We start from the raw sequence: 16,481 nt of genomic DNA, 5'->3' as shown, positions 1-16,481 counted from the left end.
TACTTATCCCTCCTTCTTTTCTGATACCACAACTGTAATGTGGCTTGTGCGCTTGTTAATTGCGCTTGCACGACCTTGTGCACGCGGGCGGAACCTCTTAAGAGTTACACCTTCATTTACATATGCTTCAGAAACAACTAAGTTATCAACATCTAATTCATAGTTGTGCTCTGCGTTCGCTACTGCAGAGTTTAAAACTTTTTCAATGTGCGGTGATGCTGCACGGTTTGTGTGCTTTAGTGTTGCGAAAGCTTCGCCTACATCTTTTCCTCGAATTAAATCGATAACTAAACGAGCTTTACGAGGAGCGATACGAACCGTTTTAGCTACAGCTTTAGCTTGTTGCATCATGCAAACCTCCTCTCATCTAGCGTTTTGTTTTCTTATCGTCACCAGAGTGACCTTTGAACGTGCGTGTTGGTGCAAACTCACCTAGTTTGTGCCCAACCATATCTTCTGTTACATATACAGGTACATGTTTACGACCATCATATACAGCAATTGTATGTCCTACGAACTGTGGAAAAATTGTAGAACGACGAGACCAAGTTTTAATAACTTGCGAATCCTTAGTTTCATTTAACTTTTCGATCTTCTTCATCAGATGATCATCCGCGAAAGGCCCTTTTTTCAAACTACGACCCATCAATAAACCTCCCTTCGAGTTTAAGCAACTTCTTTGGGTTGCTTACCACCATTACTTCTTACGACGACGTACAATATATTTATCTGAGTTCTTGTTACGCTTACGTGTCTTATAACCAAGCGTAGGTTTACCCCATGGAGTAACAGGAGACGGCATTCCGATAGGTGCACGTCCTTCACCACCACCGTGTGGGTGATCGCTAGGGTTCATAACAGAACCACGTACTGTTGGACGAATACCTTTCCAACGACTACGACCTGCTTTACCTACTTTTACAAGTTCATGTTCATTGTTACCGACTTGACCGATTGTCGCACGGCAAGTTGATAGAATACGACGAGTCTCACCTGAAGCAAGACGTACTAATACGTACTTCTCTTCGCGTCCTAATACTTGTGCTTGCGAACCAGCTGAACGTACTAACTGTCCACCACGACCTGGTTTAAGCTCGATATTATGAATTGTTGAACCTACTGGGATGTTTTTAAGTGGTAATGCATTACCTAATTGGATATCTGCATTTTCACCTGACATAATTTCTTGGTCTACTTTTAGACCTTTTGGTGCAAGGATATAACGCTTTTCACCGTCTGCATAATGAACTAATGCGATGTTCGCTGAACGGTTTGGATCATATTCGATAGTAGCAACGCGACCTGGTATACCATCTTTGTCACGCTTGAAATCGATAATACGATACTTACGTTTGTGGCCTCCACCTTGATGACGAATTGAAATTCTCCCTTGATTGTTACGACCTGCACGCTTCTTAACTGGTGCAAGCAGGGTTTTTTCCGGCGTAGACGTCGTGATTTCATCATTTGTTAATGTTGTCATAAAACGACGTCCGTTTGTAGTTGGTCTATACTTTTTGATCGCCATCTTGTTTCCCTCCTTTTATAAGTTTATTATTTATACTGTTTCGAAAAAGTCTAGGTCTTCACTGTCTTGAGTAAGTTGAACAATAGCTTTTTTACGATCTGGACGATAACCACCGTAACGACCCATTCTTCTAAACTTACCTTTTAAGTTTAACGTGTTAACTTTTTCTACTTTTACGTTAAAGATTTCTTCTACAGCACTTTTGATCTCAGTCTTGTTAGCTTTAGTAGAAACTTCAAACGTGTATTTCTTCTCAGCCATTAAATCCGCAGAGTGTTCTGTAATTACTGGGCGCTTAATGATATCTCTTGGTTCTTTCATTATGCAAGCACCTCCCCTGCTTGATCAGCTGCTTCCTTAGTAATAAGCAGCGTGTCATGCTTCACTAAATCTAATACGTTAATCTCATTAACTGATAATACATCTACTCCAGGAATGTTGTTAACTGAACGTTCAACATTCTCGTTTTGATTTGCTGTTACGATTAATGTTTTACCTTCTAAGTTGAAGTTGTTTAACATTGTAACAATCTCTTTCGTTTTTGGTGCGTCGATGTTTAATTCATCTAACACGTAGATGTCGTCAGTCTTCACCTTCGTTGCTAGAGCTGAAACTAAAGCTAAACGACGAACTTTTTTAGGTAGCTTGTAGCTATAACTGCGAGGCGTTGGACCAAATACTGTTCCACCACCAACCCATTGAGGTGAGCGAATTGACCCTTGACGTGCACGTCCTGTACCTTTCTGGCGCCACGGCTTACGTCCTCCACCATTAACTTCAGAGCGACCTTTTACTTTATGAGTTCCTTGACGCTGGCTTGCTTTTTGCATTACTACAGCATCATGTAAAACATTTTCGTTAGGCTCAATACCAAACACGCTTTCTACAAGTTCTGCATCACCAACTTGTGAACCTGATTGGTTATATAGTGCTACTTTAGGCATGACATATCCTCCCTTCGTTAGTTAATTGTTACGCCTTAACCGCACTTTCGATTTTTACGTAAGACTTTTTCGGGCCTGGTACATTTCCTTTAATTAGGATTAGGTCGTTTTCAGCATCAACTTTAACCACTTCTAGGTTTTGGATTGTTACTGTTTCGCCACCCATTTGTCCAGCGCCTTTCATACCTTTAAATACACGTGCTGCTCCCATTACACCAATTGAACCTGGTGAGCGATGGAAGTGTGAACCGTGCGTCTCATGTCCACGTCCTTGATTATGGCGCTTAATTGCACCTTGATAACCTTTACCTTTTGAAGTTCCTGTAACATCAACATACTGTCCAGCTTCAAAAAGATCAACGCTTAATTCTTGACCAACTTCATATTCGTCAAGCTCAGCGTCACGGACTTCACGAACGAAGCGCTTAGGTTCAGCTCCTGCTTTCTCAGCATGACCTTTTTCTGCTTTTTTTACGTTATTTTTCTTTTGGTTAGCAAAACCGATCTGAACTGCTTCATAGCCGTCATTTTCATCAGTTTTTTTCTGAAGAATAGTATTGCCTTCAGCTTGAATAACTGTTACTGGAACTAGCTCTCCATTATCAGAGAAAAGCTGTGTCATACCGATTTTACGTCCTAAGATTCCTTTCGTCATCCGTTACACCTCCTAAAAATTTATAGTTTAATTTCGATATCTACGCCAGATGGTAAATCTAAACGCATTAAAGAATCCACTGTTTGTGGAGTTGGGCTCAAAATATCAATCAAACGCTTATGTGTACGCATCTCAAATTGCTCACGAGCATCTTTGTACTTATGCGTTGCACGTAAGATTGTATATACAGAGCGTTCTGTTGGCAATGGGATTGGGCCAGAAACTTCTGCTCCCGCACGCTTTGCCGTGTCTACGATTTTTTCAGCTGATTGATCTAAAACCTTGTGATCATAAGCTTTTAATCTGATACGAATCTTTTCGTTTGCCATTATTTTCCCTCCTTTTTTCGCCTATCTTCTCAACAGACATTCTCCGTGGAAATTTCCCCACACCTTGCCATGGCAAAGGGGCCGGGTGTGTCAGCAACCTTCCACTTCATCGCCTTGTTTGACTGCAACATTACTTATTATAGTAAATCACACACGAATTTTCAAGTGTGGTGTCTATATTTCTATCACAGCCACTCAAATTATTATACAAATCCTATATAGTTATTTCAACCTTCACAGTAATATTCAGAATTTATGATAATTTAAGTTACTTACTAAGTGTGACATTGTTCATTTTAAAGTGTTGTTTGAGCGCTGATAAATTTGTTTGAGCGCTGATAAATTTGTTTGAGCGCTGATAAATTTGTTTGAGCGCTGATAAATTTGTTTGAGCGCTGATAAAAACTCGCTGTGTTCCCCAGCGAGTTTTTATCCACTCTAACATCTATGAATGTTTGCACTAATTCATATAGATAGTTTAAACCCACTTAAAAAAGCTGCCGAGATCAACTCGGCAGCTTTTAAGCTTAAGCGTTATTACTTAACGATTGTTGAAACAACGCCCGCACCTACTGTACGGCCACCTTCACGGATTGAGAACTTAGTTCCTTCTTCAATCGCGATTGGCGCAATTAGATTAACATCCATTTCAACGTTGTCACCAGGCATTACCATTTCAACACCTTCTGGTAGCTGAATAACGCCAGTAACGTCAGTTGTACGGAAGTAGAACTGTGGGCGGTAGTTAGAGAAGAATGGAGTATGACGTCCACCTTCTTCTTTTGATAGTACATAAACTTCTGCTTTGAACTCAGTGTGTGGAGTGATTGTACCAGGCTTAGCTAGTACTTGTCCACGGCTGATATCGTCACGAGAAACACCACGTAGTAGTGCACCGATGTTGTCACCAGCTTCAGCATAGTCTAGTAACTTACGGAACATTTCAACACCAGTTACTGTAGTCTTGCCTGTGTCTTCAGCCATACCGATGATGTCAACTTCGTCACCAACAGATACTTGACCACGCTCAACACGACCTGTAGCTACTGTACCACGACCAGTGATTGAGAATACGTCCTCAACTGGCATCATGAATGGCTTGTCAGTGTCGCGGTCTGGGTTTGGAATGTACTCATCAACAGCTTCCATTAATTCAATGATCGCTTTTTCGTACTCTTCGTCACCTTCGATTGCTTTTAGCGCTGAACCTTTTACTACTGGGATGTCATCGCCAGGGAAGTCGTATTCACCTAGTAGGTCACGTACTTCCATTTCAACTAGTTCTAATAGCTCTTCGTCGTCTACCATGTCGCACTTGTTTAAGAATACAACAATTGCAGGTACACCAACCTGACGAGATAGTAGGATGTGCTCACGAGTTTGTGGCATTGGGCCATCAGCTGCAGATACAACTAGGATAGCACCGTCCATTTGTGCTGCACCAGTGATCATGTTTTTAACATAGTCAGCGTGACCTGGGCAGTCAACGTGTGCATAGTGACGGTTTTCTGTTTCGTACTCAACGTGTGCAGTTGAGATTGTGATACCACGTTCTTTCTCTTCTGGAGCACCGTCGATCTGGTCATAAGCCATAGCTTCACCTGAACCAGAGTTTTTGTGTAATACTGTAGTGATTGCTGCTGTTAAAGTCGTTTTACCATGGTCTACGTGTCCGATTGTCCCGATATTTACGTGGGACTTGGAACGGTCAAATTTTTCTTTAGCCATTTATATTTCCTCCTTAAAAATGTTTTTAATGTATTTATATTGTTAGGTTATCTTTCGAGTTAAACCCGAAAGATAACTTCTTACAATACCCTTTATACGAAATTTGAGCGAAAAAATCAATTATTGACCACTATTTTTCTTAATAATCTCTTCTGAAATTGATTTTGGCACTTCTTCATAGTGACTGAAGTGCATTGTGTAAGTTCCGCGACCTTGCGTGTTCGAACGTAATGATGTAGCGTAACCGAACATTTCAGATAGTGGAACGAATGCGTCTACTACAGATGCGGTACCACGTGTACCCATACCTTCTACGCGTCCACGACGTGAAGTAACGTCACCCATAATATCACCCATGTACTCTTCAGGGACAACGATTTCTACTTTCATCATTGGCTCCAGAAGTACTGGCTTACACTTGTTTTTCGCTTCTTTAAGTGCCATTGATGCAGCTACTTTGAACGCTGTTTCGTTCGAGTCTACATCGTGGTATGAACCATCAAATAATGTTGCTTTGATGTCGATTAATGGATAACCAGCAACTACACCAGTTTCCATCGTTTCTTCAATTCCTTTACCTACAGAAGGAATGTATTCGCGTGGTACAACACCACCAACGATTTTATCGTGGAATTCGTAGCCAGCACCTTCTTCGTTAGGCTCGAACTTAACCCAAACGTGACCGTATTGACCACGACCACCAGATTGACGTACGAACTTTCCTTCTACTTCTGCAGAAGCACGGAATGTTTCACGGTAAGCAACTTGTGGAGCACCAACGTTAGCTTCTACTCTAAACTCACGCTTCAAACGGTCAACGATAATGTCTAGGTGAAGTTCACCCATACCATGAATGATCGTCTGACCAGTCTCTTCGTTAGTTTCAGTTTTGAATGTTGGATCTTCCTCAGCAAGCTTACCTAAAGCTACTGCCATTTTATCTTGGTCAGCTTTTGATTTTGGTTCAATTGCTACCGCAATTACTGGGTCAGGGAATTCCATAGATTCAAGGATTACTAAGTCCTTCTCGTCACATAGAGTGTCACCTGTAGCTGTGTCTTTTAGACCTACACCACCAGCAATGTCACCAGCGAATACTTCTGATACTTCTTCACGGTGATTTGCGTGCATCTGTAAGATACGACCAACACGCTCACGCTTGTTCTTAGTCGCGTTCTTAACATATGAACCGCTCTTTAGAGTTCCTGAGTAAACACGGAAGAATGTTAACTTACCAACGTAAGGGTCTGTCATAACTTTGAAAGCAAGAGCTGAGAATGGCTCGCTATCATCAGACTTACGGATAATTTCTTCGTCCGTGTCAGGTCTATGACCTTCGATTGCAGGTACGTCTAATGGAGAAGGTAGGTAATCAATTACCGCATCTAGAAGTAGTTGAACACCTTTGTTCTTGAACGCTGAACCTACTAATACTGGGTAGAACTCAACATCACAAGTAGCACGACGAATTGCTTTCTTTAATTCATCGATTGTGAACTCTTCACCTTCTAAATACTTTTCCATTAGATCTTCGTCTAATTCAGCGACTGCTTCAACTAAACGAGTGCGGTACTCTTCAGCTTGATCTTTGTACTCATCAGGGATTTCCTCAGTAGTAATTTTGTTACCTAAATCATCTCCATAGAAGTAAGCTTTCATTTCTACTAAGTCGATGATTCCTTCAAAGTCATCTTCAGCACCGATTGGTAACTGAATTGGGTGCGCGTTTGCACCTAGACGATCTTCTAAAGTACCTACAGAGTATAAATAGTCAGCTCCCATTTTGTCCATCTTGTTGATGAATACAACACGGGGAACTCCATAGGTAGTAGCTTGTCGCCAAACAGTTTCTGTTTGTGGTTCAACTCCTGACTGAGCGTCAAGTAATGCTACAGAACCGTCTAGTACACGTAACGAACGCTCAACCTCTACTGTGAAGTCTACGTGTCCTGGTGTATCGATAATATTGATACGATGGTCATTCCATTGAGCTGTTGTAGCTGCAGAAGTGATCGTGATACCACGTTCTTGCTCCTGGCTCATCCAGTCCATTTGGGATGCACCTTCGTGAGTCTCTCCCAGCTTATGAATACGACCTGTATAGAACAGAATACGTTCAGTAGCTGTTGTTTTACCGGCATCGATGTGTGCCATGATCCCGATATTTCGATACTTGTCTAAGGAGAACTCTCTTGGCATAACAATTTCTCCTTCCTCTATTTGGAATTAAGTTAAGATGATTACCAACGATAGTGAGCGAATGCTTTGTTCGCTTCAGCCATCTTGTGCATTTCTTCACGGCGTCTAACCGCTGCACCTGTATTATTTGCAGCATCTAGAATTTCATTAGCAAGACGTTCTTCCATAGTCTTTTCACCACGAAGTCTAGCATAGTTTACGATAAAACGTAGACCTAGTGCTTGACGACGTTCTGGGCGTACTTCAACTGGTACTTGGTAGTTTGAACCACCAACACGTCTAGCTCTAACTTCTAGTACAGGCATTACATTTTTCATAGCCTCTTCAAATACATCCATAGGATTTTGACCGCTACGCTCTTGTACTAAATCAAAAGCTTTGTATAAAATCTTTTGCGCTGTACCTTTCTTACCGTTGATCATGATTTGGTTGATCAAACGAGTAACTAGCTTAGAGTTGTGAATTGGATCTGGTAGTACATCTCTCTTTGGTACTGCTCCTTTACGTGGCATGGGTTATCCTCCCTTCGCTTGTTGTTTAATTAATTTTATTTCTTTGGTCGCTTAGTTCCGTACTTAGAACGACCTTGCTTACGTCCTTCAACGCCTGCAGTGTCTAATGCACCACGAACGATGTGATAACGTACACCCGGTAAGTCCTTAACACGTCCACCGCGGATTAGTACAACACTGTGTTCTTGTAAGTTGTGACCAATACCAGGGATATATGCTGTAACCTCAATTTGGTTTGATAAACGTACACGTGCATATTTACGAAGTGAAGAGTTTGGCTTCTTCGGTGTCATAGTTGCAACACGAGTACACACACCACGCTTTTGAGGTGCAGGATTATCAGTTTGACGCTTTCTTTGAGAGTCATAACCTTTGTTTAATGCTGGAGCATCTGAACCTGCTCTTTTAGTTTTGCGTCCTTTACGAACTAATTGATTAATAGTAGGCAATTTATTGTCCTCCCTTCATTTTTTGTAATACCACACATCCAGGTGGTTCATAATTAGGCAAAAAAGAAACTTTATACGCAAGACGCATATAAGGCTACTTTGCAATTGCCACTGTTGCTGCACCAACATCTATTCCACTTGCTTGACCTAACTCTTTCATCGAGTCGACTTCAGTAACAGGGACATTGTGTTGTTCAGCTAATTTAACTATTTTATCTGTGACGTGTCGTTCTGCATTAGCTGCAATAACGACTTCTAGTACTTCTCCATTTTTAATGGATTTAAGCACTTGCTTTGCTCCAATTCTTAATCGCTTTTGTGCCTGTGCTACTTTTTCATAAGACATTTCTTCATCCTCCAAAGTAACAAGGTTAAATGAAGCACCTTTGATATATTATCACTGAGAATAATTTATGTCAACGAATATTGTAATAAAAACTGTGATATTTTGTTCAACCATTGGTGCGATCAACCTGTTTGGTAAATAAAATTAAAAGAGGTTGAGCACTGCCTAATGACAGTGCCCATTATATTACAACTCAGTCGTAACCTCTTCTGTTCCTTCTTCAACTTCAACTTCTTCTACTTCTTGTTCTTCTTTTTCTGGCTGTAAATTGCGGTAACGATTTAGACCAGTACCAGCTGGAACAAGCTTACCGATGATAACATTCTCTTTTAGACCCATTAATTCATCGTACTTACCTTTAATTGCAGCATCTGTTAAGACTCTAGTTGTCTCCTGGAATGATGCAGCTGATAAGAATGAATCGGTTTCTAGAGATGCCTTTGTGATACCTAATATGATTGGCTTACCTACCGCTGGTTGACCACCTTGGACTAGCACATCATGGTTTGCATCCTTGAACTGTTGGAAGTCCATAAGCGAACCAGGTAGCAAGTCTGTATCACCAGCTTCAACGACGCGCACTTTACGAAGCATTTGTCTAACCATAACTTCAACGTGCTTATCGCTGATTTCAACACCTTGCATACGGTATACTTTTTGTACTTCTCTTAGTAAGTACTCTTGAACACCTTGCAAGCCTTGAACGTTAATTAACTCTTTCGGATCAATTGAACCTTCTACTAACGGTTGCCCTGGAGTAACTACATCTCCTTCTTGAACTTTCATACGCGCATTATATAACGCTGTGTAAGTTCTTGGTTCAACATCACCTTGGATTACAATTTCTTTCTTATCTTTAAATTCATTAATTTCTTTTACAGTACCGTGAATTTCACTAATTGACGCTTGACCTTTAGGATTACGAGCCTCAAACACTTCTTGGATACGCGGTAGACCTTGGGTAATGTCATCACCTGCAACACCACCCGTGTGGAATGTACGCATCGTTAACTGTGTACCAGGTTCACCGATTGACTGTGCTGCAATAATCCCTACTGCTTCACCGACATCTACTTGTTCACCTGTTGCCATGTTACGTCCATAACACTTCTTACAAGCACCGTGGTGTGTATTACAAGTGAATACAGAACGGATGACAACTTCTTCTACTCCAGATTCTACAATTGCTTTAGCGATATCTTCAGTCATTAATTCGTTACGTTGGATTAATGTTTCATTAGTTTCAGGGTGCTTAACTGACCTGAATGCTGTACGACCAACTAAACGGTCATATAATGGAACAATAATCTCATTACCTTCACGTAACGTTTCAACTTTCATACCACGGTCAGTTCCACAATCTTCTTCACGGATGATCACATCTTGTGCAACGTCTACTAGTCGACGCGTTAAGTAACCTGAGTCTGCAGTCTTAAGCGCTGTATCGGCTAGACCTTTACGTGCACCGTGAGTTGAAATGAAGTATTCAAGTACTGTTAAACCTTCACGGAAGCTTGATTTGATTGGTAGTTCAATGATCTTACCTGACGGGTTAGCCATTAAACCACGCATACCTGCAAGCTGCGTAAAGTTTGATGCGTTACCACGTGCACCTGAATCACTCATCATAAAGATAGGGTTTAAGGTATCAAGTGAATTCATTAGCTTCTCTTGAATCACATCTTTCGCTTCAGTCCAAATAGCAATAACGCGATCATAACGTTCACTTTCTGTAATAAGACCTCTACGGAATTGCTTTAACACTTTATCAACTTTTGATTGCGATTCTTCAAGCACTACCTCTTTATCACCTAATACAACGATGTCAGACACACCGATTGTAATACCTGCTTTTGTTGAGTACTTGAAACCTAAGTCTTTCATGCGGTCAAGCATTTTAGACGTTTCTGAAAGCTTATAATACTTAAAGACTTCAGCAATAATGTCACCTAAAATACCCTTCTTGAACGGCTGTACTAAATCACGTGATTTAAGTGCTTCTTTAACATCTTCTGTAGGTTCAACAAAATACTGATCTGGTGTTTCAATCTCTAAGTTAGATGATGTTGGCTCGTTAATGTAAGGGAACGAGCTTGGTAAAATTTCATTAAAGATGATCTTACCAACTGTTGTAAGTAAAATCTTCTTGTTTTGCTCTTCTGTAAATCTCGGATTTTGTAACGAACTAGCCTGCAAGCCAATTCTACTGTGTAAGTGTACATATCCATTGTCGTATGCTGTTAATGCTTCAGCTGGATTAGAGAAAACTCTACCTTCACCAAGAGCTGCTTCACGCTCAAGTGTTAAATAGTAGTTACCTAATACCATGTCCTGTGAAGGTGTAACAACTGGCTTACCGTCCTTAGGGTTCAGGATGTTTTGAGCTGCTAACATTAGCACTCTAGCTTCTGCTTGAGCCTCAGGTGATAACGGTACGTGTACCGCCATTTGGTCACCGTCAAAGTCTGCGTTATAAGCCGTACAAACTAGTGGGTGAAGACGTATCGCACGACCTTCTACTAATACCGGCTCAAATGATTGAATACCTAAACGGTGTAATGTTGGCGCACGGTTTAGTAACACTGGGTGTTCTTTAATTACATCTTCTAATACATCCCAAATTTCTGGTCTTAAACGTTCAATGTTACGTTTAGCCGACTTAATGTTGTGTGCTAAACCTCGCTCAACAAGTTCACGCATAACAAATGGCTTAAATAGTTCAATTGCCATTTCTTTCGGCAAACCGCACTGATACATTTTCAAGTTTGGTCCTACAACAATTACAGAACGACCTGAATAGTCTACACGTTTACCTAGTAAGTTTTGACGGAAACGTCCTTGCTTACCTTTCAACATGTGAGATAACGACTTCAACGGACGGTTACCTGGTCCAGTAACTGGGCGTCCACGACGTCCATTATCAATTAATGCGTCAACCGATTCTTGAAGCATGCGCTTTTCGTTTTGAACGATAATTGTTGGCGCACCTAAATCAAGTAAACGTTTTAGACGATTATTACGGTTGATTACACGACGGTATAAATCGTTTAAGTCAGATGTCGCAAAACGACCACCATCTAATTGAACCATTGGTCTAAGTTCTGGTGGGATGATCGGAAGTACATCTAAAATCATCCATGACGGGTCATTTCCTGAGTTACGGAATGATTCTAATACTTCTAAACGTTTAATTGCTCTAGTACGACGTTGACCTTGAGCGGTTTTTAGCTCTTCCTTAAGTTCCGCAACTTCATTTTCTAACTCGACATCTTGTAAAAGTTTGCGGATTGCTTCAGCGCCCATCTGAGCTTGGAATGATTTGCCGTATTTATCGTAATAAGCACGGTATTCCTTTTCTGATAACAATTGCTTTTTCTCAAGTGGCGTATCGCCTGGTTCAGTAACGACATAAGCCGCAAAATAAATAATTTCTTCTAACGCACGAGGGGATAAATCAAGAACTAACCCCATACGACTCGGAATTCCTTTGAAATACCAAATGTGAGATATAGGGGCAGCTAACTCAATGTGCCCCATGCGCTCACGACGAACTTTTGCTTTTGTTACTTCTACACCACAGCGGTCACAAACAATGCCTTTGTAGCGAACTCGTTTGTATTTACCACAGTGGCACTCCCAGTCTTTTGTTGGTCCAAAAATTCGCTCACAGAAAAGCCCATCTTTTTCTGGTTTTAACGTACGGTAGTTAATTGTTTCAGGCTTTTTGACCTCACCGTATGACCACGCACGTATTTTCTCCGATGCAGCCAATCCAATTTTCATATACTCAAATCTATTTACATCGATCAAGGAGCCTACCTCCCTTATTTTTTCCAACAATAATTGTAAAAGTGTTGATTACTCTGTTGATTCTTCAGGTTCATTTTTCTCAATGTTAACGTTTAATTGATCTGAAGATTGTTCATCATCTTCTAAGTCACGCATATCGATTTCTGTTTCATCATCCGTTAACATCTTAACGTCCATACCAAGACTTTGTAACTCTTTAATTAGTACGCGGAAGGACTCCGGAACACCAGGTTCAGGTAAATTCTCACCTTTAACAATGGCTTCATAAGTCTTCACACGACCAACTACGTCGTCAGATTTAACTGTTAACAGCTCTTGTAGTGTATAAGCAGCACCGTATGCTTCAAGAGCCCATACCTCCATTTCACCGAAACGCTGACCACCGAATTGAGCTTTACCACCCAACGGTTGTTGTGTAACAAGTGAATATGGTCCAGTTGAACGAGCGTGTAGCTTATCGTCTACCATGTGCTCAAGTTTAATCATGTACATGACACCAACTGATACACGGTTATCGAATGCGTCACCTGTACGTCCATCGTAAAGAACTGTTTTACCATCTCGTGGTAAGCCAGCTTCTTCAATTGTTTCCCAAACATCTTCCTCATTTGCACCGTCAAAAACTGGTGTAGCTACTTTAATACCTAATTCACGTGCAGCCATTCCTAAGTGCAATTCTAGCACCTGACCAATGTTCATACGAGACGGTACACCTAACGGGTTAAGCATAACGTCTACAGGCGTTCCATCTGGTAAGTATGGCATATCTTCTTCAGGTAAAATACGTGATATAACACCTTTGTTACCGTGACGACCTGCCATCTTGTCACCTTCAGAAATACGACGCTTCTGCACAATATAAACACGGACTAGCTTGTTAACACCAGGAGATAGCTCGTCACCGTCTACACGGTTGAACACTTTAACATCATGAACAATGCCGCCTCCACCATGTGGTACACGTAATGAAGTATCTCTTACTTCACGAGCTTTTTCACCAAAGATCGCATGTAATAAACGCTCTTCTGCAGAAAGCTCCGTCATTCCTTTAGGCGTAACTTTACCAACTAAAATGTCGCCATCAGTTACTTCTGCACCGACACGGATAATGCCGTTCTCATCTAAGTTTTTCAGTGCGTCTTCACCTACGTTAGGAATATCACGCGTAATCTCTTCTGGACCTAACTTTGTATCTCTAGCTTCTGATTCAAATTCTTCAATATGAATAGAAGTGAAAACATCCTCTTTTACAAGGCGGTCACTCATAATGACAGCGTCCTCGTAGTTGTAACCGTCCCATGTCATAAAGGCAACTAGTGCATTACGACCTAATGCTAGCTCACCATTATCCATCGATGGTCCATCAGCAATAACCTCACCTTTCTGCAGGCGGTCACCTTTAGATACGATCGGCTTTTGGTTATAACAAGAACCTTGATTCGAACGGATGAATTTTTGGAAACGGTAGCGATCTAAGTCACCTTCAACTTCTTTACCGTCTACTACTTCGATTCGTCTAACATGAACTTCTTTTGCTTCGACCTTTTCAACAATTCCATCATGTTGACATACGATTGCTGCACCAGAGTCCTTACCTGATACATACTCCATACCTGTACCAACAGTTGGTGCTTCAGGTTCAATTAAAGGGACAGCCTGACGTTGCATGTTCGCACCCATAAGTGCACGGTTGGAGTCATCGTTCTCTAAGAATGGGATACATGCTGTTGCAGCTGATACAACTTGCTTCGGTGATACGTCCATATAATCAATTTGATCACGAGAAACGACTGTGTTTTCACCACGAAAACGAGCAATAACTTCTTCTTCAGCAAACGAACCGTCTTCATTTAACTTCGCGTTAGCCTGAGCAACGATATAGTTATCCTCTTCATCTGCAGTTAAGTAATCCGTTCGTTCAGTTACTTGACCTGTTTCATGATCCACTTTACGATATGGCGTCTCAATGAAACCAAATGGATTTACTTTCGCATAAGATGAAAGTGAGTTAATTAAACCAATGTTTGGCCCTTCTGGCGTTTCAATCGGACACATACGTCCATAGTGAGAATAGTGAACGTCACGCACTTCCATACCAGCACGTTCACGCGTTAAACCACCAGGCCCTAATGCTGATAGACGACGCTTGTGCGTCAACTCTGCTAACGGGTTTGTTTGATACATAAACTGCGATAATTGCGAGCTACCAAAGAACTCTTTAATTGATGCAATGACCGGTCTAATATTGATTAATTGTTGCGGTGTGATTGACTCAGTGTCTTGAATCGACATACGCTCACGAATCACACGCTCCATACGGGATAAACCGATACGGAATTGGTTTTGTAATAATTCACCAACTGAACGTAAACGACGATTACCTAGGTGGTCAATGTCATCTGTATTTCCGACAGTGTGTAAAATATTAAAGAAGTAGCTAATTGATGCGATAATGTCAGCATAAGTAATATGCTTAAGCTCTTCATCAACATTACCGTTACTAATAACATTTAACGTCTTCTCACCATCAGGATCAGTAGGGTCTACAATTTTAACTGACTGAATTTTAACAGGGTCATCTAAAACACCGTCTTGAGGCTCAATAACCTTTTCTCCAACAGCTTCTTCTTCCTGCTCTAAGTATGGTAATAACTTATCTAACAAACGACGGTTTAGTTTATCGCCTTTACGCGCGATGACTTCACCTGTATCTTCATCTGCAATTGTTTCTGCTAACGTTTGGTTAAACAGGCGATCCTTAATATGAAGCTTTTTATTCATTTTATAACGACCTACACGAGCTAGGTCATAACGTTTCGGATCAAAGAAACGTGAATATAATAAGCTTTTGGCATTCTCAGCCGTTGGTGGCTCACCAGGGCGCAAGCGTTCATAAATTTCGATTAACGCTTTTTCGCTATCCTCAGTGTTGTCTTTCTCTAAGGTGTTTCGTATATACTCATTGTCGCCTAATAGGTCTATAATTTCATCATCTGAACTAAACCCTAATGCACGCAACAACACCGTAATCGGTAATTTACGAGTACGGTCAATTCTTACGTGTACGACGTCTTTAGCATCTGTTTCAAATTCCAACCAAGCACCACGGCTTGGGATTACAGTTGCTGTAAATCCATGCTTACCGTTCTTATCAATCTTTTCGTTGAAATATACACTTGGAGAACGAACAAGCTGTGATACGATTACACGTTCAGCACCATTAATAATGAAAGTACCTGTATCTGTCATCAATGGGAAGTCACCCATGAAGACTTCTTGCTCTTTCACTTCTCCTGTTTCCTTGTTTAGAAGACGAACTTTAACACGTAAAGGTGCGTTATGCGTCACATCACGTTCCTTCGCTTCATTAACAGAATACTTAGGTTCTCCTAATGAATAGTCTACAAACTCTAAAGAGAGATTTCCTGTGAAATCTTCTACTGGAGAAATGTCAGCAAACATCTCCCTTAAACCTTCATCTAAGAACCATTGATAAGATGCAGTCTGAATTTCGATTAGATTCGGTAATTCCTGCACTTCGCTAATTCGAGCGTAACTTCTACGCTGGCGGTGTCGACCATATTGAACTAGTTGACCTGTCAACTGCTTCACCCCTCAAACAACCAAATATTTATATAAAGAAAACTTAGATGATCACCAATTACTTATGATGAAAGCCTAAGTTACCCTTATGGAGCACTGAAAGAGATTCAACTCTCTCAACTACTAAAAACGGTTCGACAAAAAGGCATGCCGAACTTGCTTGATCAACAATGTTTCACAAGCCTATATAGAACATCTGTCTCAATGACAAACGTAATATCAAACTATAAATCAAAGGATATACAATTTATTGAAAAGATGATAAACTATATATCTATAAATACCCAATGTTTACATTATTGGTTTTAAAACAACAAGATATACGTTTTAAAACTTTCTAAAAAAAGAACTTGACAACAAAACGTATCTATTGGCATT

The 16,481-nt window shown here is 40.8% G+C and carries 14 protein-coding genes; all 14 read right to left on the bottom strand.

Annotated elements, in window-relative coordinates:
- Window positions 1–3: 3 nt before the first annotated feature.
- Window positions 4–348 (bottom strand): 50S ribosomal protein L22, encoded by a 345-nt coding sequence (gene rplV, locus J2R98_RS11115; protein WP_307068982.1) that lies wholly within the window; start codon window positions 346–348, stop codon window positions 4–6.
- 19 nt (window positions 349–367) lie between these two features.
- Complete coding sequence (gene rpsS, locus J2R98_RS11110; RefSeq protein ID WP_307068980.1) at window positions 368–646, bottom strand: 30S ribosomal protein S19; 279 nt, start codon at window positions 644–646, stop codon at window positions 368–370.
- Between the two features lie 51 nt (window positions 647–697).
- Window positions 698–1,528, bottom strand: coding sequence for a 50S ribosomal protein L2 (gene rplB / locus J2R98_RS11105; protein WP_307068978.1), 831 nt, complete (start codon window positions 1,526–1,528; stop codon window positions 698–700).
- A 30-nt stretch (window positions 1,529–1,558) separates the two neighbouring features.
- Window positions 1,559–1,849, bottom strand: coding sequence for a 50S ribosomal protein L23 (gene rplW / locus J2R98_RS11100; protein ID WP_017185239.1), 291 nt, complete (start codon window positions 1,847–1,849; stop codon window positions 1,559–1,561).
- Complete coding sequence (gene rplD, locus J2R98_RS11095) at window positions 1,849–2,472, bottom strand: 50S ribosomal protein L4 (protein WP_307068974.1); 624 nt, start codon at window positions 2,470–2,472, stop codon at window positions 1,849–1,851. The genes rplW and rplD overlap by 1 nt, the downstream gene beginning before the upstream one ends.
- A 28-nt stretch (window positions 2,473–2,500) precedes the next feature.
- Complete coding sequence (gene rplC, locus J2R98_RS11090) at window positions 2,501–3,127, bottom strand: 50S ribosomal protein L3 (RefSeq protein WP_307068972.1); 627 nt, start codon at window positions 3,125–3,127, stop codon at window positions 2,501–2,503.
- 20 nt (window positions 3,128–3,147) lie between these two features.
- Window positions 3,148–3,456 (bottom strand): 30S ribosomal protein S10, encoded by a 309-nt coding sequence (rpsJ, locus tag J2R98_RS11085; protein WP_307068970.1) that lies wholly within the window; start codon window positions 3,454–3,456, stop codon window positions 3,148–3,150.
- Between the two features lie 537 nt (window positions 3,457–3,993).
- Window positions 3,994–5,184 (bottom strand): elongation factor Tu, encoded by a 1,191-nt coding sequence (tuf, locus tag J2R98_RS11080; RefSeq protein WP_307068968.1) that lies wholly within the window; start codon window positions 5,182–5,184, stop codon window positions 3,994–3,996.
- Between the two features lie 120 nt (window positions 5,185–5,304).
- Complete coding sequence (gene fusA, locus J2R98_RS11075) at window positions 5,305–7,383, bottom strand: elongation factor G (RefSeq protein ID WP_307068966.1); 2,079 nt, start codon at window positions 7,381–7,383, stop codon at window positions 5,305–5,307.
- 41 nt (window positions 7,384–7,424) lie between these two features.
- Window positions 7,425–7,895 (bottom strand): 30S ribosomal protein S7, encoded by a 471-nt coding sequence (gene rpsG, locus J2R98_RS11070; RefSeq protein ID WP_307068964.1) that lies wholly within the window; start codon window positions 7,893–7,895, stop codon window positions 7,425–7,427.
- 35 nt (window positions 7,896–7,930) lie between these two features.
- On the bottom strand, window positions 7,931–8,344 hold the full coding sequence (gene rpsL / locus J2R98_RS11065; protein ID WP_307068963.1) for a 30S ribosomal protein S12: 414 nt from the start codon (window positions 8,342–8,344) through the stop codon (window positions 7,931–7,933).
- Between the two features lie 94 nt (window positions 8,345–8,438).
- Window positions 8,439–8,690: a ribosomal L7Ae/L30e/S12e/Gadd45 family protein gene (locus J2R98_RS11060; protein WP_307068961.1), complete on the bottom strand. Its 252-nt coding sequence runs from the start codon at window positions 8,688–8,690 to the stop codon at window positions 8,439–8,441.
- A gap of 186 nt (window positions 8,691–8,876) precedes the next feature.
- A complete protein-coding gene (gene rpoC, locus J2R98_RS11055) occupies window positions 8,877–12,500 on the bottom strand; it encodes a DNA-directed RNA polymerase subunit beta' (protein ID WP_307068959.1) in 3,624 nt (1,207 codons plus the stop codon).
- 48 nt (window positions 12,501–12,548) lie between these two features.
- A complete protein-coding gene (gene rpoB, locus J2R98_RS11050; protein ID WP_307068957.1) occupies window positions 12,549–16,103 on the bottom strand; it encodes a DNA-directed RNA polymerase subunit beta in 3,555 nt (1,184 codons plus the stop codon).
- Window positions 16,104–16,481: the final 378 nt, after the last annotated feature.

Origin of the sequence: Alkalibacillus filiformis (assembly GCF_030814115.1) — a bacterium.
GTDB lineage: Bacteria > Bacillota > Bacilli > Bacillales > Alkalibacillaceae > Alkalibacillus > Alkalibacillus filiformis.
This window is presented reverse-complemented; position numbering and strand designations above follow the sequence as displayed.